Below are 22229 nucleotides of genomic sequence, written 5' to 3'. Positions count from 1 at the left end.
GTATATTAAAATTCTGTTAGCTCAGAAGATAGCCATGGCAAAGATTAAATATTATTACGATACAAAGACCTGTAAGTATGAGAAAGTAAAAATCTCGAAGCTTGAGATGGTCATCAACGGTCTAGGCATCGTGTTTATATGCCTTATTTTCGGTGTCATTTTTTCTGTGCTCATCACTAAGCACATGCCTTCTTCGAGATTGCAGTTTTTGCTCAACCTAAATGCGGCTCTCTTGCAAAAATACGAGGCGGTTGATAGGGACTTAAAACAAATAAACTCCCAAATGGCTTTGCTTCAGCGAAATGATGACAAAGTTTACCGCGTTTTGTTCGATGCACCGCCTATCCCAGCAGAAATTCGCCAAGCAGGAGCTGGAGGAAGTTTAAGATACAAAGACCTGTTGGAAGAAAGGCTTTCTCAAGAAAACCTGATTTTATCAACTTTCAAGAAACTGGATATTACCAAGCGGAAAATGTATATCCAAACCAAGTCTTACGACGAGATAGTTGAGTTGGCCAAATCGAAAAGTGAGATGCTTGAATGTATCCCTGCTATCCAACCCATTACCAATAAAGAGCTCACCCGATTAGCTTCAGGTTTTGGTCGCAGGCTTCATCCCATCCTGAAAATTTGGAGGGCTCACACCGGGGTGGATTTTACAGCAAAAACAGGTACGCCCATTTATGCAACTGGCGATGGAAAAGTGACCTTGGTGAACAGGGTTGGTGGATATGGAAAACAAATTGAAATTTCTCATGGTTACGGTTACAAAACCAAATATGCCCACATGTCGGACTTTAATGTTACCGTGGGGCAAAGCGTAAAAAGGGGGCAGGTTATTGGCTATGTAGGTAATACAGGACTTTCTTCAGGTCCTCATTTGCACTATGAAGTACATTATCAAAACAGAAAAGTAGATCCTGTCAATTATTTCACTAATGGACTTACCAAAGAAGAGGCAGATAAACTTTTGGAGTATGCCTCAAAGGAAAATGCTTCACTAGGATTCTAATAATCCCAATTTTTATGTCTTTGAAAATAACCAAGCCAACTCTTCTGCTGGATAAGCAGAAATGCTTTCGCAATATTGAAAACATGGTCAGAAAGGCCAATAAGCACAACGTAAGGCTCAGGCCACATTTTAAAACCCATCAGTCTGCCGAAGTTGGGCAATGGTTTAAAGATTTTGGGGTAAGTCACATTACCGTTTCTTCGGTAGATATGGCGAAGTACTTTGCCGAAAATGGCTGGGAAAATATCCTCATAGCTTTTCCAATAAATCCTCTTCAGTTTGATGAAATAGAGCAAATTCCAGAGTCGGTAAACTTAGAGTTATTACTTTCCGATGCTGGTATCTTGCCCCATCTTTCTACTTTAAAAAGAAAAGTGGGTATTTTTATAGAGTTCAATGCTGGCTATGGTCGGACTGGTTTTTCAATAGATCAGTTCGATGAGATAAAGAAGTGCTTAGATAACATTGTTTTCCAATCGAACTTGACTTTTTCAGGGTTTTATACTCACAATGGACATACTTATTCAACACAATCAATAGCTGAGATAAATCAAATCCATATAGAGAGTATCAGGCTTTTCAGAGAATTGAGAGCTGGTTTTCGAGATGAATTCCCACAAATGAAAATAGTGATGGGAGATACGCCTTCGTGCAGTACAATGGATTTTTTCCAATACATTGATGAAATTGGACCTGGGAATTTTGTGTTCTACGACCTCACCCAACAGAAAATTGGCTCATGTGAATTTGATCAGGTTGCTGTGGCTATGGCTTGCCCAGTTGTGGCAAAGTTTCCTGAAAAGGGTGAAGTGGTTATTTATGGGGGAGGTGTTCATTTTTCAAAAGATATACTTGAGAAAAATGGTGAACCAATTTTTGGTCTAATGGTGGAGCAAACAGGAAAAAACTGGGGGCAACCGATAGAAGGAGCTTATATAAAAGGGCTTTCCCAAGAGCATGGAAAAGTAGTGTTGCCCAAAGAGTTGTTTGATAATACCGAAATAGGGGATATCCTCTATTTTTTACCCGTCCATTCATGCCTTACGGCAAATTTGATGAGGGAATATTTGACCTTGGAAGGGGAAGTGGTTGGGAGAATGTGAAAATGCTGCTTTTCACAGAATAAAAAAACGTCCTTGAAATTTATTTCAAGGACGTTTATATCGTTAAAGCTATTGTTTAAGCAACAGCTTCTTTTACTCTCTCAGCAGCGTCTTTCAGCAATATAGCTGAAGTGACTTTCAAGCCTGAGTTGTCAAGAATTTCCTTCGCTTCTTCAGCATTAGTTCCTTGTAGCCTTACGATAATAGGGATCTTGATATCGCCGATATTTTTGTAAGCCTCTACTACGCCGTTTGCAACACGGTCACACCTTACGATGCCACCGAATACGTTGATTAGGATTGCTTTTACCTTTGGATCTTTCAAGATGATTCTAAAACCAGCTTCAACAGTTTTAGCATTTGCTCCACCTCCAACATCTAGGAAGTTAGCAGGATCACCACCAGAAAGCTTGATCATATCCATAGTAGCCATTGCCAAACCAGCGCCGTTCACCATACAGCCTACGTTTCCGTCAAGCTTCACAAAGTTTAGGTGGTGCTCACCAGCTTCTACTTCTATTGGATCTTCTTCTCTCAAATCTCTCAATGCAGCCAATGGTTTTTGTCTGTAAAGAGCAGTAGGGTCAAGGTTCACTTTTGCATCAACTGCAATCACCTTGTCGTCAGAAGTTTTCAAAACAGGGTTGATCTCAAACAAAGCTGAGTCAGTTTCGTCATAAGCTTTGTAAAGAGCCATCACAAACTTCATCATTTCTTTGTTAGCCTTTCCTTGCAAGCCGAGTTTGAAGGCGATTTTCCTAGCTTGGAATGGAAGCAAACCAACTTTAGGGTTAACTTCTTCCTTGTAGATAAGATCTGGCGTGTTTTCAGCAACTTCTTCTATGTCCATGCCACCTTCGGTAGAATACATGATCGTGTTTCTTCCCGTGGTACGGTCAAGCAGTACGCTCACGTAAAATTCTTTGATGTCACTTTCGCCTGGGTAATATACATCTTGAGCTATAAGAACACTATGCACTTTTTTCCCTTCTTCTCCAGTTTGTGGAGTAACTAGTTGCATTCCGAGAATATCATCAGCAATTGATTTGACTTCATCTAAGGATTTGGCAAGTTTTACTCCTCCACCTTTTCCCCTTCCGCCAGCATGGATTTGGGCTTTAATTACCCACCAAGTGGTGCCTGTCAGTTCATTCATTTTTTTTGCTGCTTCTACTGCCTCTTCGGGTGTATTGGCAACTATTCCTTCTTGGATTGCAACTCCAAATTTGGCAAGCGTTTCTTTCGCTTGATATTCGTGAATGTTCATTTTTTAATAGGTTGTGTCTTTAGTTTTACTTAATTAACTGTGTTCTAAGCTTAAGCTTGAGGTTAGTAAGGGTTGTGTATCAAATGCCAAATATATGTAAAAAGAACTGTATTTCGATAAAACCTTTTTTTCTTGCTATTAATTAAGGTTTTTATTCTATTATCTATGATATTTGGTAGTTATTAAAACCTCTCTAACTGATGCATCAACTTTATTCAGTATAAACTGTTGAGTTTCAAAACAAAGGGAGGAGTAAGAGAAGGTAGATTCTGTAATGGGAGTTAGAGCCTATTACATGAATAACGACATGAACCATAGGTTTACTAGATGAAAGGTGCTAACAATTCATATTTTGGTTCTATCATAGAAGCATACAAAACTTCTGTGGCAGGAGCTAAGATTACATTAAAACATTTTATAAATGCAATTAGGAAGAAGAAAAGGCTGCCTATCATGCCCGAAGACTCTTCCTATTTTGAGCGGTCGGAAGGAATTATAACCGTCAGTTATCCCTCCGAATCTCTCCCTGTGCCTGATAATGGGAGGTATAAGCTCGATAACGAGATAGATGATTGTATAGTTTGTGACAAATGTGCAAAAATCTGTCCTGTAGATTGTATAGATATAGAATCCATAAAGTCGGAAGAAGTAATTGGCTACACATCAGATGGAACAGCAAAGCGGCTGCACGCTGCTAAGTTTGATATCGATATGGCAAAATGTTGCTTTTGTGGCTTGTGTACTACTGTGTGCCCTACCGAGTGCCTTACCATGACCAAAGACTACGACTTTAGCGAGTACGATGTGTTTGATCATATCTTCAAGTTTGGGAAAATGACACCCAAAGAAGTGAAGGAAAAGCAAGAAGCTGCTGATTTAGCTCAGAAGAAAAAAGAAGAAGCAAAGGCTCAAAAAATAGCAGCTGCGGCATCGAAAGCAGAAATTGTTACAGAAGAAGAATCAGAAGCCAAAAAAGCGTATCGCCCGCGAGTAAGGCCTAAGGTAAAACCAGCACCATCTGCAGAGGAAAGCACTAAAGATGAGGCGACAGCGAAGGCAGAGGGGGAAGGGGAAGGAAAACCTGCTTACCGCCCTCGCCCTAAACCTGTAAGGAAAAAGGCAACCGAAGAATCGACAGGAGAAAGCGATACTGTTTCAACAGAAAAGCCTAAGTATCGCCCTCGGTCAAGACCTGTTCGCAAAAAAGTGGAAGATGTGCCTAAACCAGAGAGCGAAAACATAGCTTCTCCCGAGGGAAAACCAAAAGCAAGGTCACGTCCGAAGGCTTTGATAAAGAAAAAAGAAGAGTCAGGTACTGAGCAAGAAAACAAAGTAGAGGAAGTTGCAAAACACAAAAAGCGTCCGATGCCAAAAGCCTTGGTTAAAAAAGTTGAGCAAGACACACCTGACGAACCTGTTGATGGAAAACCAAAAGCGAGACCTCGCCCTAAGGCTTTGGTGAAGAAGGTAGAAGAGAAAAAGGAGGACGTTGAGGGGCGGGAGGAAACTCCAAAGCCCAAAGCAAGGCCTAAACCTGTGATGAAAAAAAAGTCTACAGAGCCTGATCAAAGCGAAGGAGCTGAGGATTTATCCAAAGAAGAAGCTAAAAAGGTTTATAGACCTCGCCCCAGACCGGTAATGAGGAAACCTAAAAATGATGGAGATAAGGAGTAGATTTTGAATAATTAATCATGAATATTGAAATAGTAGTTTTTTATCTTTTCGGAGGATTAGCTGTTTTATCAGCACTATTTATTCTTTTCACAAAGAAAATCCTTCATGCTGCATTTGCCCTAATTCTTACGCTTTTATCTGTAGCAGCTTTTTATGTGTTTTCTGGAGCAGATTTTTTAGCTGCAGCTCAAATAATGATCTATGTAGGAGGGATTTTGGTGTTATTGATCTTCGGGGTGATGTTTACGAATCAGAAAGATGGGACGGGTTTGTTTACCTCAAGTAGAAATACGTTTGTAGGAACGCTCGTTGCCATAGTTACCTTTGGGCTTTTGGGATACATTCAGTACATACTTACTTTGGGCTTGGAAAATACGGCTGAAAATACAGAAAAAACAACTACAGTGGATGTAGGGATTTCTCTAATGTCAAATTATGTATTGCCGTTTGAAGTGACGGGAGTCTTATTGTTAGTTGCTCTGATTGGTGCGTCCTACATTGCAGGACGTTCGGTGATAGGTGAAAATAAGTGATGAAGTAAGTTAGTCTAGTTTATTAAAGTGGTGCTTTTTTAATCGTGCATGTAAACGTGTTAGTTCAGCTAGTGTTAAGTGAAAAGTTAACATGCGATATCCACAACTAAATTTGAGTAATTGATTGAGTAAATCACATACAAACGATTAAAAGCAATTATTAATACAATTGAATCACAATACAAAAGTATAGCTAAGTTTCTGCCCATACATCAGCTATTGACCTAAATATCCTTCTAGGTAATTTGCCTAACAGGGCAAATAAAAAGAGCACCCAGGCTAGTGGATGCTCTTTTTGTATGTTGACTAATTGACTGTTACTTAGTCAATTTCAATGTTCAATTCTTTGAATAGCTCTTCAGAGAAACCTGTAGAAGAGAAACCTCCATCGTGAAACAAGTTTTGCATTGTCACTTTTTTGGTGAGGTCAGAGAACAAGGTCAAGATGTAGTCGGCACACTCGTCAGCAGAAGCATTGCCTAGCGGCGACATAGTTTCGGCAAACTTCAAAAATTCTTGGAAACCTTTAATTCCTTGGCCAGCAGTAGTGATGGTTGGAGACTGAGAAATTGTGTTTACACGGATGCCTTGAGCTTTCCCAAGTTTTTCACCGTAGCTTCTAGCAATAGACTCAAGAAGAGCCTTTGCTTGTGCCATATCTGCGTAGTGAGAAAAGGTTCTCTGTGCGGCAATATACGACAAGCCTACGATAGAAGCATTATCATTGAATGATCCTAGTTGCTCGCCAACTTGCATCATTTTATGGAAAGAAAGTGCTGAAATGTCGAGCGTTTTGTGGAACCACTCGTAGTTCAAATTACCATATTTCCTGTTTTTTCTCACGTTAGGGCTCATGCCGATAGAGTGAAGAACAAAATCGAATTTTCCACCCAAGTGATCCACCGATTCTTTATATAGATTTTCGATATCTTCAACTGAAGTTGCATCTGCAGGAATGACAGCAGCATTACATTTCTCTGCCAATTCATTGATTTTACCCATCCTAACTGCCACAGGAGCGTTGGTCAACACAAATGAAGCTCCTTCTTCATGAGCTTTTTCCGCCAATTTCCAAGCAATTGAGTTCTCATCAAGTGCTCCCGTAATTATCCCTTTTTTTCCTTTGAGAAGGTTGTAAGCCATAATTGAATTTTTAAAAAAAAATGTGTAAGGTATTTTCCTAATTAAGGCGTAAAAATATACTATTTCGGTGAAAAATAACATTTGCTAACCATTTTTAGCTCAAAGTGCGCCTTTATTTCTTTTAAGGTTTCACTTGTTTCACCTCCTAAAAAGGGGTAAATTATGATGTGTTACTATTTTTAAGCTAAAATGAAAGTGAAATGAAACAGCTCGGGTTGATTCTATTTTTTTTCTCAAGTCTTGGGCTATATTCCTTTGCCCAAGACTTGGGCATCGCTGGTAGCAATACGAGTTCTTATAAAAAGGTACTGGTATTAAAAGCAGAGGAAAGGTATGATAAAGCTAGAGAAGTACTGGATGGACTGATAGCCTCTAGTCCAAAGAAGAAAGAATATTACCTAGATAGAGCCTCTTGTCACGAACAACTTGGTGACTGGGATTGGGCTGTGAGGGATTATAATGCGGTACTTAGGTTTGAACCCACCTACTACGAAGCCCTTTTTAGTAGGGCTCAAGCATATTTTCAAAACGGGGATCATGCCATGGCTATCAGGGATTTAGAAAAGCTATTGGAAGCTCCAAGGTCGGAGACGAAGATGGTCTATTTCAAAATGTCGGAAAATGGTTTAGGTGAAAGCTATACATCAGGGGTAGGCACTCTTTCAGATAGTCACGCTGAGATTTTGAACTTTATGGGAAAAGTAAGGCTGGATATTAATGATTATGATGGAGCAAAAGATGCCTTCAATAAAGCCATTGCTTTACAGTCCAAAGCTGATTATTATGTGAGCCGAGGCTTGTTGTTTGAGCGGATGGAAATGGAAAAGGAAGCTAAAGTCGATTATCGCAAAGCACTAATACTTCAGCCAAACAATAAGGAAGCATTGTACAATTTGGCAACATTGGCTGAGTATGAGGGAAACACGCTCGACGCTATTAAGATGTATGATAAGATCATTGAAAACGAATATGGGTTTTCAGAAGCCTATTTCAATAGGGGCTATTCTTATTTTGAAGCGGGCTTGTACAAAAAAGCACTTACCGATTTTGACTCGGCTCTGGCACTAGGCTATAACGATGTAGATGTCTACCTCAACAGGGGGCTGACCTATCAGAAGTTGAAAAACTATGAGCAAGCCTTGGTGGATTATGGTTTGGCAATTGAGAAATCGCCTAAGTCGGAGAAAGCCTACGCCAAGCGCGCTGGCCTTTATTTTGCAATGAAAAAATATCAAAAAGCTGCGGAAGATTATACCACTGCTATTGCTTACAAACCGAGTGAGGCAAAGTACTTTTATAATAGAGGTATCTCTTATTATAATGAACGGGACTATGACAATGCATGTGCTGATCTACAATGGGCAATAAGCTTGGGTTTTGAGCAAGCGAAGGCTGTTCATACTAAAATTTGTCAATCGGACTAAAATTATCTCAACCATTCAGGAATTTCCTCGGGCGAGGAGGGGAGTTTTAGGTCAAAAGTGATATCTGCTGCGAGTTTTCCATCTACATAGGTGGTGATCCGCCAAGGTCCTACCTTGTTTTCGGCAGGAGCCCAAATGGTGTCGCCAATAAAAAAACGGTAATCGTTGCTACCCACATATTCTACGTCATCAAAGGGTGGGCGGATATTTCCCTCGTCATCGGGGATTTGTGGATGATCTATACAGAACTCAATCTTTTTTCCTTTTCCCCTTTTTATCTCTAAAATATACCCGAATTCGATATCAATTACGGCAGGCACTTCCTTGGTGAACTTCCTGATTTTTGGCAAGGCTTTGCTTCCTCTTTCCCATTTAGTATAAATGCCGTAACTGTCTATGTTGACTTCTATCTTTTTCTTGGCCACTTCTTTTCAAATCTGTTTTCGTAGTTGTGTGCAAAAATAGGCATGGCTTTTTTTTCAACCAAGCCCAGAAGCCATTTCAAGCAACTTGTTAGAAGTTTTGACATTGCGGGTAGTTGCCCTAACCTTTAGTTTTTTCTCAAAGAAGTTGTTGTTCAGCTTGGTTTTGCCATAGCCTGTAGGGCAGTGGAAATAAATAGTTCGGTCGGAAAGGATAAACTCTTCTGGGAGATATGCATCTATGTCTATTGTTTCGAACAAGCCTGGGGCAGGGGCTGCTTCCAGAAACGTGTAGTAAACTTTAGCAGGGTCAACCGATTCGTTTTTTAGGTAGGGGTTGTTGGCAATGATTTGTTCCAGCTCATTGCTCTCCAATACCAAAGTGGGCACGGTAAGCCCAAAATCTTTCAAAATGCATTCGGAAATAAGCGCTTGCAATTCGGTAAGGGAAGTACTTTCGGATTGGAAAACTATATTCCCACTTTGGATGTAGGTGGTCACCTTTTCCAGCGACAGCTTTTGAAGCGAAACCTTCAGCTCAGCCATCTTAATCTTGTTTTTCCCACTTACGTTAATTCCCCTCAAAAGTGCGATGTAGGTGTTCATGTTGGTGGTAGTTTATGAGTTAGGTAAATGAATGGTGTAACTGCGGTCTGCGGAACAAAAAAGCTCGACCAACTAGGTCGAGCTATGTATTTTTTACTTTTCAATGATGTTCAGCATTTTAATGGTTGCTTTTATAGCAGCAGAAGTTTGGTCAGGTTCTAAGCCCCTAGTTTTGAATTCTCTGTCCCCATGCTTCCACGTAACCACTGTTTCTACCAAAGCGTTGGTCATGCCGCCAGGAGGGATGGTTACCGAGTAGTCGAGTAGGGTAGGCACAGCTTTTTCCAGCCTGAAATAGATTTTTTTCAAAGCCTTCATAAAAGCATCGTACTGTCCGTCACCCACAGAGCTTTCTTCATAGATTTTCCCGCCTATCTCTATGCTCAGGTTAGCCATTGGCTTCAGGTTATGGACATGCGTCACATAATAATTATGCACTTTTATTTTGTCTTCAATCACTTCACTACCTAGCACATCTGCTATAATATAAGGAAGGTCATCCGTGGTGATCCCTTCTTTTTTATCGCCTAGTTCAACCACTCGCTTAGTCACTTTTCTCATCGATTCCTTAGAAAGCTCGATGCCAAGTTCTTCCAAGTTTTTCTTGATGCTTGCGTTGCCAGAGGTTTTGCCCAGTGCATATTTCCTTTCCCTGCCAAAGCGTTCGGGAGTAAGATCGCTTACATACAAGCCGCCTTTGCTATCGCCATCGGCATGTACTCCGCAGGTTTGGGTGAAAACATGCTCTCCTACTATAGGTTCATTTGTTGGGATACGCGTTCCCGAAAAAGCTTCTACCAAACGGCTAAGTTTGTTGAGTGTAGTCTCTTCTACCGTAGTTTTTATTTTAAGTTGATCGTGCAAAACGGCTATTACGCTGGCTAGTGGTGCATTTCCCGAGCGTTCGCCCAGGCCGTTTACCGTGGTATGGATTCCTTTCACACCCGCTTTTACCGCCGCCATTACATTGGCTACTGCCAAGTCATAATCGTTGTGGGCGTGGCAATCGAAGTGGAGCTCAGGGAATTCTTTTACCACTCTGCCATAGTATTCTTGGCTTTCGTAAGGGTTCATCACGCCCAGCGTATCGGGCAGCATGAATCTCATGATATTTTTATCCTTGAGTTGCTGAAGCATGTACATTACATATTCAGGCGAATTTTTCATTCCATTGGACCAATCTTCCAAATAGACGTTGACTTTGATACCAAGCTTTTCGGCTTTATCTAGGCAATATTGGATATCGGCCAAGTGTTCTTCAGGGGTTTTTCTTAGCTGGTTTTCGAGGTGGTTGAGCGAGCCTTTGCAAAGCAAGTTCAATACTTTAGCGCCAGCATCAACCATCCAGTCCAGCGATTTCCCGCCATCCACAAAGCCTAACACTTCTAGGTTTTCCAAGTAACCTTTATCTTCAGCCCAAGAAACAATTTTCTTCACAGCATCAAACTCTCCTTCCGAAATTCGGGCCGACGCAATTTCCAACCTGTTCACTTTTGCTTCTTGCAACAACATTTTTGCGATGTTCAGCTTTTCACTTGCCGTGAATGCCACTCCTGAGGTCTGTTCGCCATCCCTCAGCGTGGTGTCCATTATTTCCATGTTCATTTTATAAAAAAATAGGTGTTCATTCAGCCCCCATCCATAGTTATTTCAGGGCGCGTTTTTTATTATTTTTCAATAGTATCTCCCTTTGTTTGGAAAGGGGGTACAAATTAACAGGTAATTATTTGAGAATCACAATAAAGATGAAGCTATGTTGCCATTATCGAAAACATTACAATAAATAAGCGCAAACTTCATCATTTTACTAGCTCATTTACTTGAATTTGATTGCTAACATAGGCTCGGCTCTATTAGTTTCTTTTGTTTCTGCCAAAGCTTTGGTTCTTTACCAAAAAAGGGTAGAGCCGATAAGCGGCTCTACCCTTAGAATATTAAGTTTAGATAAGTCTTTTTTAAGAAACAAACTCTTTCTTTTTTGCCAACAAAATATGATCGCAAACCAATACGATCTCATCTCGTTGGTTGAAGACTTCCACGTGCTCCACCACTGTTCCCAATTCTGGTTTTTTAGAATCTTCTTTTGCCGAAATAGTCACTTCTACTCGGATGGTGTCGCCTATATGGACTGGCTTTATAAACCTTAACCTATCATACCCTTTGGAAAATGCTTCTGGGTTGATTTCGGTTGCGGTCATTCCTATTGCTACACTGAAAGTCAGCGTTCCGTGTGCAATCCGCTCTTTGAAAGGTTGGGTTTTGCACCATTCGGCATCCATATGGTGAGGAAAGAAATCACCAGTTTGCCCAGCGTGAACCACAAAATCTGTTTCTGTAATGGTTCTGCCCAGCGTCTTGCGGACATGTCCCATTTCATAATCTTCAAAAAACTGTGATTTTATATGCATATTAAATCCCTGATTTTGGTAATACTTATTTATGATTGACAATCTAACAAATATTTCATGCCCGCAGGGTTGTTTGCGATAGTTTCAAAAACCTGCTGAATGTTGCCCAAAGGTTCAACTTGAGTAATGAGTTTTTCGAAAGGGATATTCTGTTCCGAAATCAGTTTGATCGATTCTTCATAATCTTCTCCTTCGTACACCCTTGCCCCAATCAATTTAAGTTCTTTCCAGAAAAACTTGAACAGGTCGACGCTTTTAGGCTGACCGTGGATAGCTACCATCACAATACGCCCTCTGATACCTGCAACTTGGGTCATGATATCGAGTGCGGGCTGAACGCCGGCTACTTCAAAAACTACATCGCCCAAAGCCCCGTCTGTCGCTTTTTCCACAAACTCTACCAAGTCAATTTTGGTAGGGTTTACCACGGTAAACCCTAATTCTTCGGCAAGGGCTATTCTGGTTTCGTTCACCTCAGAAATAATGACTTTTCCGCCTTTTTCTTTGGCTACCATTGCAACCAGCAGCCCAATAGGGCCGCCGCCCAAAACCACAGCAGTTTCGTCGGCTATTAATTTGCCCATTCGGACATCGTGGCAGGCTACTGAAAGAGGCTCGATAAGTGCTGCTAGCTTCATGTCGATATCCTGCGGGAGTTTATGAAGTGTAAAAACTGGCACATTCCAATATTCCTGCATAGCACCTGGGCTGTCGATGCCTATGAATTTCAAGTCTTTGCAAATATGGCTAAAGCCTTTGTCAGAAGGTTTTTCTCCTCGGTTATCCAAAGGGCGAACCACTACTTTGTCACCAACTGAAAATCCGCTGACCCCTTCGCCTATTGCATCGATTTCACCTGACATTTCGTGGCCTATACTTTGGGGAATACTCACGCGCTGGTCCATAGCACCATGGTAAATGTGGACATCGGTACCACATACGCCGCAGTAGGCAACTTTTAATCTTACCTCGCCTTTTGCTGGTTTTTCTATTTCTTTTTCAACTACAGTGAAGGTTTTATTTCCTTCGTAAACAGATGCTTTCATATTTGTTTTGGATAAGTTTCCTTTTGGGGAATGGATTTAAAAAAGTAGGAAGATGTTTTTATTGGTAATCGGGTTTGATGCCACCAGCATCGCTTGATGCATATGCTGCTTCTACTATTAGCATCGTTTCCAGTACGTCGTCTATAGAAGTTTCCAACACATCGGCAGAGCCTTCTACGAAGCGCATCAGGGAAGACATAGTGCCTACAAAGGCATCGGGAAACCAAGAACCCTCTATTTTTTCTGTTTTCCACTCAGGGGTTTTTCCTTCTTCCACTATGCAATATTCAAAGAGGTCGGGCTGGCCTTCGGGATAATCCATAAGCAAGCCCATTCTTGCATAAATTGCTCCTTTAGTTCCTTCCCATTTCACATAACTTTCTTGGTGTTGCCTTCCAAAATTGTGGTCGTGGTTGGTGCTGACCAATGCCCTCATGGCATCGCCATAATCGAAAATGACATTGGTGCGGGTAGATGACATTTTTTTTGCTGGGTGGCGCAACGTTTTTGCCATAATAGATCCGGGCTTGCCCAAAAAGGAACGTACCAAATCGATGTGGTGGATGCTGTGTTGTTGGATTTCTAAGCGAGGGTGAAAGGTCACATTCGGGAAAATTTCCCAAGGGGTATATACCGAAACCCGAACCTCCATGTCATAAAGTTCGCCTATCGCCCCTTCATTAATAAGGTTGCGGGCGGCGATGATGTAGGGGGCAAATCGTAGTTGGCAGTTCACGGCTGCTACCAATTTTTTCCTTCGGCAAACCTCTATTATCTCCATGGTTTGCTCAAAATAATCGCCCAATGGTTTTTGGATGAGGACAGGAGCGCTGTCAGGAAGTTTTTCAAGCGTAGCCACAAATTGGTTGGGCATCAGGGTAAGGTCAAAAACAGCATTGGAAGGAGCTTGGGCTACTGCATCTTCTATTGAATCGAATACCCTAGGAATATCAAACTTTTCTGCTAGCTTTTCCGCCTTCTCCTTGGTTCGGTTGGTAATGCCAAATACCTCGAATCCTGCTTGCCTATAGGCGGGCAAGTGGGCGTCGTTTACAATTCCCCCAGCTCCAATTATGACGATGGGCTGTTTGGTTTTGGGTAACGTTTGGGCATATTTAATTTCCATTTTTAATTTTTTTAGAGGTTGCCAAAGCATAATTAAATTTTGTCAATCTGAAGCTGAGCGGAGTCTAGGATGCTTTTTATATCATTTTCTGTATTGATTACTTCCAAGACTAATTGGTCGATAATCGTTGCTATTTCCGACCAATTGCTCATGCGAGGAAGGGCTCGTGTATTCCTATGGAGTTCTTCAAGCTTGTAGTAGTACGGGACTTCAGCATTGACATCGGCATCGTCCCAGGTAGACTTTCGGCAACCTATTCCTCCTTCTAGGGTCATGAGTTTGTCATTGGTAGGGCTTACGGCAAAGCGCATAAAATCATAAGCTGTGTCTTTTTGTGTACAGCCAGTTCCCATTGCATAGAGCCAGTAAGCATTGAGCGAAACCCCTTGTCCGTTTGCTCCTGCTGGCACATTGGCTATATCCACACAGCCTTTTACCTTAGACTCTGGCAATACCTCGCACATGGAGGCAAAACCAAACCAATTGACCATCATGGCAAGCTCGCCTTTGGCAAAGGCTAAGCCTGATTTCACGGAGTCAAATTTCCTTGATAGAGGGTGGATGGCACTCGTGTTTTGCAAAATGCTGCGGTAAAACTGCATTCCTTCCAGTGCTTCAACCGAATTGACCACAACCTGACTGTTTTTCGTGAGAAGTTCCCCTCCACGTGTCCATAGTTGCAGGCAAAAATCAAAAACAGTGTTGTGCCCGTCGGGGTAAGCGGCGAAGGTTGTCCCATAAAGGTTTTGTTCGGGGCGGTGGAAAAAACTGGCTACTTCCTTTAGCTCATCCCAAGTTTTGGGGACTTGAAGTTTCTTTCCATGTTTTTTTAAAAAAACGTCTTTTTCAACTTTAGATTCGAATAAGTCCTTACGGTAAATCAGGCATTCAGGGCCGTCGTGGAAAGGCAATCCGTAGGTGTTGTTTTTAAATTTTTGCATCTCCCTGAGCGAAGCTGACCAACCTTGTGGAAAGCCCTCTGGTTTCTTTTCAGAAATAAAAGGGGAAAGGTTTTCTATATGATTGTTCTCGACTGCTTCGGTTATCCAGTCGGTGTTGATAAGGGCAATGTCCCAGTCGCCTCTTTTTAGCCCCCCATTTTTTAAAATAGTATCATACAGCGGGTGTAAGTCCATAGGTACGGCATCGAGCGTAAGAATACAGCCTGTTTTTTTGCAATAAGCCTCCCATATTTTTTCAATAGCGGACTCAAAAGGGTCAAATTTCCTTACAGCTATTCTGAATTTTTTATTCATGTCGGTACAAGGTGAGCGAACAGTATAGTGAGCATATTCTGCCAAGAGTTTGCTTGCTCTTGGAGCAAGATACTTTGAGAGAAAAGGTCTTATATCCTCCTTGAACAAAGGTGGGGTGTTTGAGGATTACTGTCTTGTTGAGTTCCGACGTGTTTTTGTACTATTCCGATTATTTGGCAACAATGATTTCCTATCAGGGGGGATTGCTGTCTATATCAGATAAAAGGAGCTTATGCAAATCCGCCTTGCTTACGGTATTGAGCTGGCGAACATCCTACTTGGTTTTTAAAAACCCTGCTATAGTATTGTTGGCTGCTAAATCCTGTTTGTTCGCTGATTTCCTTTTGGGTTTTGGTTGAGGTGAGCAAAAGAAGCTGGGCCATTTCTACTCTTTTTCTATTGACATATTCTATGGGGAGCAGACCAGTGGTCTGCTTAAATTGGCGTGTGAAATGGTCGACTGAATAGCAGGCTATTTCTGCTAACTTGTCTACCCTTATTTCATTTTTAAGGTGAGTGTTTATGTGTTTGAATACTTTTCTTAGGCGTGAGATCTGGGTAATATTTCCAGTGCTTTTATTGCTGTCACTGATGAACCTGGAGAAGATTTGTTTTAGGATGCCATTGGTTTCCAGCAAGGCGCTACTGCTATTTTGGCGAGGTAGGGCAGGAGCCCAATTTTTTCGTTGATATACACTTGGGTCACTCTGAGCAAGTCCTGCATTTTTATTTATTTCGATCAAGCGCCTGAATAGTTGGAAATCCAGTGCTTGGGCTGCTACTTCGTGGTAAATAGGAATGCTGTCATAGATATTGAAGCCATCGGAAAGTTGGTTTGTGAAATGGATGTAATACTGCGATAAGGATGAATTGCATTTGTAGCTGCAATGTACATAACTGGGGATTATGTACAAATGCTGAGGCTTTAGCTCGATTTTTTGATTGTTCGGGTAAATAAAACCTTTTCCCTCCGTGATAAGATAGATTCGAGTGAAGGGGCTTTCAATATTTGTATAGTTCCAAGAGCTGTCCAAATTACAAAAAGCGGTGTTGAGCAATTGTACTTTAAGCTCTTCTATAAGGTAAGGTGTCATGCTATTTCTATTTGTACAAATATCAAATTATTTATGAAAATGCAAAATTTATTATTAAACAGATGTCGAAATAGTATAAAATATAAGCGTGATTATGCATCAAAAAAGATAGCCTATTCTATATGTTTGTAAACATCATAAAAGAGGTGAGAGAGGTTTCGCTCACTCACCTTTTCGAACAAACAGAAAAACCAATAGTAAATATGATAACACCAAACCCAATAGTTGGTACAGGTTTACATGCTGTAGGGGGGATTTCCGCAGCAAGTTGCTATATGCCTTTCGAGAAAGTAAAACAATGGTCGTGGGGCGTGTTTTGGATCGTCCAATCATTTTTTGCTTGGCTGATAATGCCACTTGTAATAGGTTATTTTACGGTTCCAGATTTATTTAAAGTATTATCGGCTGCACCGAATTCTGTTTTTTGGTCAGCCTTGCTGCTCGGGGCTGTTTATGGGTTTGGAGGCTTGTCATTTGGATATGCTATCCGAAACATTGGTTACTCACTTACCTACACCATTTCCATTGGAATTTCTGCTGTTTTAGGAACGGTTATTCCATTGATTATTAATGGACAATTGGTGGAGCAATTTACCAAAACTGGAGGGGGAATCGTACTCGTTGGAATGTTAGTTTCAATAGCTGGGGTAGCTCTGTGTGGGAAAGCAGGTTTCATGAAAGAGCGTTTTCTTGCAAAAACTACTGGAAAAGGATCAACAGGTTTTAACATGGGGAAAGGCTTGTTGTTGACATTGATTGCTGGTACGCTTTCAGCCATTTGGGGAGTGTCTTTGGAAGTAGGACAGCCCATTGCCGATATTGCTGCCGAACACGGTGCTGGTCACTTTGAAGGGAATGCTAAGCTGATCGTGTCTTCGTTGGGCTGTTTGGCAACGAATCTTATTTGGTTTTTGGTGAGCACCATTCGGGATGGCTCTATCAAAGACTTATTTAGTGTGAAGGAAGTAGGGGGCAAGCGCTATGCTAGCAACTTTTCACTGTCTGCTTTGGCGGGTTCATTGTGGTATTTCCAATTCTTCTTCTACGGCTTGGGCCATGTACGTATGGGTAGCTTCCAGTTTGCAAGTTGGGTATTGCACATGTCCATGCTGATCTTCTTCAGCTACATCATAGGTGTAGTGATGAAAGAGTGGAAAGGCGTAGATAAAAAGACATATACATCGCTAATTATCGCTTTGTTCGTATTAGTAATTTCCTTTGTGGTAATGACTTACGGAAGTTATATAGGAGAATTGTCAGATGCAGGGCATTGATTTTTGGTGCCAGTAGAAATAGAAAAAGTCGTCAAATTACTTTGACGACCTTTGTTTTTTATAGAAAAGCGTAATGCTATTTCTTCGCTTTTTTAGCCCAAGAATCTCTCAAACTAACGGTTCTGTTAAAGACTAATTTCCCGTCTGTAGAATCAGGGTCTACACAGAAATAACCCTTACGCTCGAACTGACATTGGAAACCTGCAGGTGAATTTGCTGCACTTGGCTCTAAGTAACAGTTGTCCAGTACTTCTAGCGAGTTAGGGTTGATCAACTCTTTAAAGTCAACTTCCTTGTTTCCCGCAGGATCTTCGTCTTGGAAAAGCCTGTCATATAGCCTGATTTCTGGCTTTAGTGCATTCACTTCAGAAACCCAGTGAAGCGTTCCTTTTACTTTCTTTCCAGACGTATCTTGCCCACTTCTCGTCTGAGGGTCGTAGGTACACCTAAGCTCAACTACTTCTCCTGCAGCGTTCTTTATTACTTCTTCACACTTTATGATGTAAGCATACTTGAGGCGGACTTCCCTGCCTGGCGCCAACCTAAAGAACTTTTTGGGAGCATCTTCCATAAAATCGTCTCTTTCAATGTAAACTACATTTGAAAAAGGGATTTTGCGTTTGCCAAGCTCAGGTTGCTCAGGATTGATCGTTCCTTCTACCTCTTCTACTTTTCCCTCTTCCCAGTTGGTAATTACAACTTTTAGTGGGTTAAGCACGCACATCAACCTCGGTGCTTTCTTGTTCAAATCCTCACGAATGCTGTGCTCTAAGAGTGCAACATCAATGATGTTGTCCCTTTTAGCAACTCCAACTTTCTCGGCAAAGTTTCGGATAGATTCAGGAGTGAAACCTCTTCTCCTCATACCCGAAATGGTAGGCATACGGGGGTCGTCCCAGCCCGAAACATACTTTTCATTTACCAATTGTAAGAGCTTTCTTTTGCTCATTACGGTATAGTTGAGGTTCAGCCTTGCAAATTCGATTTGCTGTGGGTGATATACCTCAAGCGCATCCAAAATCCAGTCGTAAAGTGGCCTGTGCACTTCAAACTCCAAAGTACAGATTGAATGCGTGATGCCTTCGATAGAATCGGAAAGGCAGTGGGCAAAATCGTACATTGGATAGATGCACCATTCGTCTCCCTTGCGGTGATGATGCACTTTTTTGATCCTGTAAATAGCAGGGTCACGCAGATGCATGTTTGGGGAGGCCATATCGATTTTAGCTCTCAAAATTTTTGAGCCTTCGTCGAACTTGCCCTTCTTCATGCCCTCAAATAGCTCAAGGTTTTCTTCTATGCTTCTGTTTCTGAAAGGACTTTCTTGCCCAGGCTTGGTGGGCGTGCCTTTCAAATTTGCAATTTCTTCGGCAGTAGAATCATCCACATACGCTTTGCCTTTTTTGATAAGTTGCATAGCGTACGCATACAACTTGTCAAAATAGTCAGATGCGTAATATTTTCTGTCGTCCCATTCGAAACCCAGCCATTTTACATCAGCTTGTATAGAGTCGACATATTCGGTGTCTTCGGTAACAGGGTTGGTATCGTCAAAGCGTAAGTTGCAAATGCCCTGGTACTTCTGAGCTAAACCAAAGTTGAGGCATATGGATTTGGCGTGTCCTATATGCAAATAACCATTGGGCTCGGGTGGAAACCTCGTGTTCACCCTGCCTTCCCACTTGTTCGTCCTCAAGTCATCCTCTACTATTTGTTCGATGAAATTGAGGGTCGGTTTTGGTGTTGTTTCTTCAGGTTTGCTCATTGCACCTTCAAATTAGTTAATTATTATAGTTATTTAGATGAAACAGCCAGTTGCTTTGCCTGTTCTCGCAAATTACACGAATAATTTTTGGTCTTTCGAAGAATTAACCAAAAAACTATAAGGGAATTACTTGCTTTAAAAATGAAAATACAAATATAGTCAGGTAATAAAAAAAAATGCGGGAAAACGCAATCATTTGCATTTTCCCGCAAGAGTTACCCTCTTGTATATCTCTTTAAGCTTTCCCTTCCATCTGTTCCGTTATATCTTTGATCATTTTACCATAGATAGCATCGGAGCTAGATTTTTGTTTTACCGTTTTGCTAGCATGAACCACCGTACTGTGGTCTCTACCTCCAAACCTGTCGCCAATCACTTTTAAAGGTTGGTTGGTATATTGTTGTGAAAAATACATCGCAACCTGACGAGCCGTGGCAATATCTTTTTTCCTTGTTTTCGATTTAAGTTCGTCAATCGAAACTTTAAAGTAATCGGAGATGAGTTGTTGAATGAACTCAACCGTGATCTCTTTTTCAGAAGAAGTAACCAAATGAATTAGTGTACTTTTGGCAAGGTCAAGGTCGATATCCTTCCTCATAAGCGATGCATTTGCTATAAGGGAGATCAATACACCCTCTAGCTCACGTATGTTGGAATCAACGCTTTGTGCCAAAAAGTCTACCACATCTTCAGGAACATCCACTCCTTCAAAATCCATTTTGGTCTTTACAATTGCCACCCTAGTTTCATAGTCAGGGGTTTGTACATCGGCAGTAAGCCCCCATTTGAACCTAGAAAGCAAACGCTCTTGCAAGCCTTCCAAACTGCGTGGAGGCTTATCAGAAGTCATTATTATTTGCTTGTTGCTCTGGTGCAGACGGTTGAAAATATGGAAAAAGTTTTCCTGTGTTTTTTCTTTCTTAGATAAAAACTGAATATCGTCAATGATCAAAACATCTACTTGGAGGTAGAAATTTGTAAAGTTTTGAACATTATTGTTTCGTAATGAATCAATGAATTGAGTAGTGAATTGGTCAGTAGTGACATATAACACTACTTTTTCAGGGTGACTCCTTTTGATTTCATTCCCTATAGCTTGTGCCAAATGTGTTTTGCCTAAACCTACACCTCCATAAATAACCAATGGGTTGAAGGCAGTATAGCCAGGCTTGTTGGCGATGGCCATTCCCGCTGAGCGAGCCAAACGGTTACAGTCGCCTTCAATAAACGTATCGAAAGTATAGCTAGGATTTAGCTGAGAGTCAACTACCTCAGGCTCCAAATGAGGTAGGTCAAATGGGCTGTTTAAAAATTTTGCATTAGACTTAGGTGCAGGCTTATTGATACTAGGCTCTCTGGTTTGCCTTGTAGCAGGTGCAGAGGGGTGTTGCTTGTTCTCTCCTTTTAGTTTTACCCTAATTGGTTCATTGTAAGCGCCGCCTTGATCTACTACCACAGAGTACTCAAGCTTTGCATCTGGCCCAAGTTCATGGGTGATGGCTTTTTTCAATAAGTAAACATAATGCTCTTCCAACCACTCATAAAAGAACGGTGTAGGCACTTCTATAGTTAATATTTTTCCCTCAAGTTTTATCGGTTTTACAGGAGCAAACCATGTTGTAAAGCTCTGCTCTTGTATTTCCGACTTTATGATTTCAAGGCAGTTCCTCCAAACTGCTTGGCAATTTTTTAACATCTGATCCAACACATGTTTTTATTTATATGGTGAAAACTTTATTCCCTCAACTTTTTTTAATGCCGCAAAAAATACCTGTACTCATTTCCTTCGAACGAGCAGGTTGCATTTACAATCTTGAGGAGATTAATTCAGATTTTTACGCTGACTGATTTTTGCTAATTAGGTAAGTACAAAAGTCTGAAAAAAAAGGCAAGAAACAAAGGTTGACATGCCTTCAAAAAAAAGACAGGTAATGTGAATTAATTAATAACTAATTGATAACCAAAACGTTGGTTTGATATCTGTCTTATGTAACTTATTGATAATCAAAGGGAAAATATTTAAAGGTTTTTTTGAAAAAATACCATACTGGAAATTGGTTTTATTTTTGCTAAACCGCCAAAGCCCTGCCCGACGCATTTTTTAACGATTTTTCGGGACTGAATTTATAATCTATCCTGCCAAGACGAAGCCCAGCCCAACCGACTTGATTGACCAAAACTTTCTTGTTTTCAGGGCCGATCAACTCAGTGGGTTTGTCCAAAAATGTATGGGTATGCCCACCGATGATAAGATCTAATCCAGGTACTTGTTTTGCTAGGTCTTGATCTGAAATTTTATCTTCTCTGTAAGCATTTCCAAGGTGGGAAAGGCAGATGATCAAATCACATTTTTTTCTCTTCAACTCAGCTGTCATTTCTTTTCCAATAGCGATGGGGTCTTGGTAAACCGTGCCTTTGTAAAGCTTGTCTGGCACCAAACCTTCCAGTTCAATTCCTAACCCAAATACGCCAATCTTCAGCCCTGCTTTTTTGAAGATTTTATAAGGTGCGATTTCCTTTTTCAATACAGGGTCGTCAAATTGATAGTTGGCCACCAAAAAGGGGAAATTGGCATGGGGGAGCTGTTTTACGAAGCCTTCTATCCCTAAGTCGAAGTCATGGTTCCCCATGGTGGCAGCATCGTAGCCCATTTCTGACATCAGCTTCATTTCCAGTTCTCCACCAAAGAAATTGAAGTAGGGTGTTCCTTGGAAAATATCTCCCGCATCTAGTAGCAAAACATTGTCTACCTCCTTCCTTATTTGCTTGATGAGCGTTGCCCTTCTCGCAGCTCCGCCAGCTCCCGCATTCCTCCCACTTCCTTTGGGAAACGGCTCTATGCGTGAGTGCATATCGTTCGTGTGTAAAATAGTCAACTTTATGTCTTCAGAGAAGGGTTTTGCGTAGGAGTGAAGTCCACTAAGACCGCCTGCCAACACCAGTCCTGAAGCTTTTATAAATATACGTCGTTCCATCTTTTTTACCTTTACTATTTTTTTACGAGATGATAGTATTTTTTCTTGTTTTGCCATCTTCAAATAAGAAACATTTGGCTAAATCTGATTTTGTATTACTC

At 41.1% G+C, this 22229-nt stretch carries 19 protein-coding genes; 6 read left to right on the top strand and 13 right to left on the bottom strand.

The window, feature by feature from the left end; translation table 11 throughout:
• Nucleotides 1-34 precede the first annotated feature (34 nt).
• Nucleotides 35-1012, top strand: a complete 978-nt coding sequence (locus R9C00_15360; GenBank protein WPO33080.1) for a M23 family metallopeptidase — start codon at nucleotides 35-37, stop codon at nucleotides 1010-1012.
• Between the two features lie 14 nt (nucleotides 1013-1026).
• Complete coding sequence (locus R9C00_15355) at nucleotides 1027-2115, top strand: alanine racemase (protein ID WPO33079.1); 1089 nt, start codon at nucleotides 1027-1029, stop codon at nucleotides 2113-2115.
• A gap of 76 nt (nucleotides 2116-2191) precedes the next feature.
• Here R9C00_15355 and sucC read toward each other — a convergent pair whose 3' ends face one another.
• On the bottom strand, nucleotides 2192-3382 hold the full coding sequence (gene sucC / locus R9C00_15350; GenBank protein WPO33078.1) for an ADP-forming succinate--CoA ligase subunit beta: 1191 nt from the start codon (nucleotides 3380-3382) through the stop codon (nucleotides 2192-2194).
• Between the two features lie 327 nt (nucleotides 3383-3709).
• On the opposite strand from sucC, the gene R9C00_15345 reads away from it, so the two are divergent.
• Together R9C00_15345 and R9C00_15340 are read left to right on the top strand one after the other, a co-directional pair.
• Nucleotides 3710-5056, top strand: coding sequence for a 4Fe-4S dicluster domain-containing protein (locus tag R9C00_15345; GenBank protein ID WPO33077.1), 1347 nt, complete (start codon nucleotides 3710-3712; stop codon nucleotides 5054-5056).
• A 17-nt stretch (nucleotides 5057-5073) separates the two neighbouring features.
• Entirely contained in the window at nucleotides 5074-5589 is a 516-nt protein-coding gene (locus tag R9C00_15340; GenBank protein ID WPO33076.1) for an NADH-quinone oxidoreductase subunit J, read from the top strand.
• A 321-nt stretch (nucleotides 5590-5910) separates the two neighbouring features.
• On the opposite strand, the gene R9C00_15335 is transcribed toward R9C00_15340, so the two are convergent.
• A complete protein-coding gene (locus R9C00_15335) occupies nucleotides 5911-6732 on the bottom strand; it encodes an SDR family oxidoreductase (protein ID WPO33075.1) in 822 nt (273 codons plus the stop codon).
• Between the two features lie 200 nt (nucleotides 6733-6932).
• Between R9C00_15335 and R9C00_15330 the strand changes: the two genes are divergently transcribed.
• Complete coding sequence (locus tag R9C00_15330; protein WPO33074.1) at nucleotides 6933-8156, top strand: tetratricopeptide repeat protein; 1224 nt, start codon at nucleotides 6933-6935, stop codon at nucleotides 8154-8156.
• Nucleotides 8157-8158: 2 nt separating this feature from the next.
• Here R9C00_15330 and R9C00_15325 read toward each other — a convergent pair whose 3' ends face one another.
• The 8 genes from R9C00_15325 to R9C00_15290 form a co-directional block, all read right to left on the bottom strand.
• On the bottom strand, nucleotides 8159-8581 hold the full coding sequence (locus tag R9C00_15325; GenBank protein ID WPO33073.1) for a DUF3859 domain-containing protein: 423 nt from the start codon (nucleotides 8579-8581) through the stop codon (nucleotides 8159-8161).
• Nucleotides 8582-8635: 54 nt separating this feature from the next.
• Nucleotides 8636-9184 (bottom strand): DUF1697 domain-containing protein, encoded by a 549-nt coding sequence (locus R9C00_15320; protein WPO33072.1) that lies wholly within the window; start codon nucleotides 9182-9184, stop codon nucleotides 8636-8638.
• 93 nt (nucleotides 9185-9277) lie between these two features.
• Nucleotides 9278-10789 carry an alpha-isopropylmalate synthase regulatory domain-containing protein gene (locus R9C00_15315; protein ID WPO33071.1) on the bottom strand — a complete coding sequence of 504 codons (1512 nt, stop codon included), beginning with the start codon at nucleotides 10787-10789 and terminating at the stop codon, nucleotides 9278-9280.
• 350 nt (nucleotides 10790-11139) lie between these two features.
• Nucleotides 11140-11592, bottom strand: a complete 453-nt coding sequence (locus R9C00_15310) for a MaoC/PaaZ C-terminal domain-containing protein (protein WPO33070.1) — start codon at nucleotides 11590-11592, stop codon at nucleotides 11140-11142.
• 29 nt (nucleotides 11593-11621) lie between these two features.
• Nucleotides 11622-12638, bottom strand: coding sequence for an alcohol dehydrogenase catalytic domain-containing protein (locus tag R9C00_15305; protein WPO33069.1), 1017 nt, complete (start codon nucleotides 12636-12638; stop codon nucleotides 11622-11624).
• Nucleotides 12639-12696: 58 nt separating this feature from the next.
• Nucleotides 12697-13764 (bottom strand): Gfo/Idh/MocA family oxidoreductase, encoded by a 1068-nt coding sequence (locus R9C00_15300; GenBank protein ID WPO33068.1) that lies wholly within the window; start codon nucleotides 13762-13764, stop codon nucleotides 12697-12699.
• A 32-nt stretch (nucleotides 13765-13796) separates the two neighbouring features.
• Entirely contained in the window at nucleotides 13797-15020 is a 1224-nt protein-coding gene (locus tag R9C00_15295; GenBank protein ID WPO33067.1) for an extracellular solute-binding protein, read from the bottom strand.
• 230 nt (nucleotides 15021-15250) lie between these two features.
• Nucleotides 15251-16114: an AraC family transcriptional regulator gene (locus tag R9C00_15290; protein WPO33066.1), complete on the bottom strand. Its 864-nt coding sequence runs from the start codon at nucleotides 16112-16114 to the stop codon at nucleotides 15251-15253.
• A gap of 122 nt (nucleotides 16115-16236) precedes the next feature.
• Between R9C00_15290 and R9C00_15285 the strand changes: the two genes are divergently transcribed.
• Complete coding sequence (locus R9C00_15285; protein WPO33065.1) at nucleotides 16237-17388, top strand: L-rhamnose/proton symporter RhaT; 1152 nt, start codon at nucleotides 16237-16239, stop codon at nucleotides 17386-17388.
• Nucleotides 17389-17464: 76 nt separating this feature from the next.
• Here the strand turns inward: R9C00_15285 and R9C00_15280 are convergent, their stop codons facing one another.
• The 3 genes from R9C00_15280 to R9C00_15270 form a co-directional block, all read right to left on the bottom strand.
• Nucleotides 17465-19153 carry a glutamine--tRNA ligase/YqeY domain fusion protein gene (locus tag R9C00_15280; GenBank protein WPO33064.1) on the bottom strand — a complete coding sequence of 563 codons (1689 nt, stop codon included), beginning with the start codon at nucleotides 19151-19153 and terminating at the stop codon, nucleotides 17465-17467.
• A 235-nt stretch (nucleotides 19154-19388) separates the two neighbouring features.
• Complete coding sequence (gene dnaA, locus R9C00_15275; GenBank protein WPO33063.1) at nucleotides 19389-20849, bottom strand: chromosomal replication initiator protein DnaA; 1461 nt, start codon at nucleotides 20847-20849, stop codon at nucleotides 19389-19391.
• Between the two features lie 373 nt (nucleotides 20850-21222).
• The gene (locus tag R9C00_15270) at nucleotides 21223-22128 is read right to left on the bottom strand and encodes a metallophosphatase (protein ID WPO33062.1); all 906 of its coding nucleotides are present in this window, start codon (nucleotides 22126-22128) and stop codon (nucleotides 21223-21225) included.
• Nucleotides 22129-22229: the final 101 nt, after the last annotated feature.

The sequence above is a fragment of the Flammeovirgaceae bacterium SG7u.111 genome (assembly GCA_034044135.1).
Taxonomy (GTDB): domain Bacteria; phylum Bacteroidota; class Bacteroidia; order Cytophagales; family Flammeovirgaceae.
The sequence above is the reverse complement of the archived record's forward strand: the minus strand, read 5'-3'. Positions and strand labels throughout refer to the sequence as shown.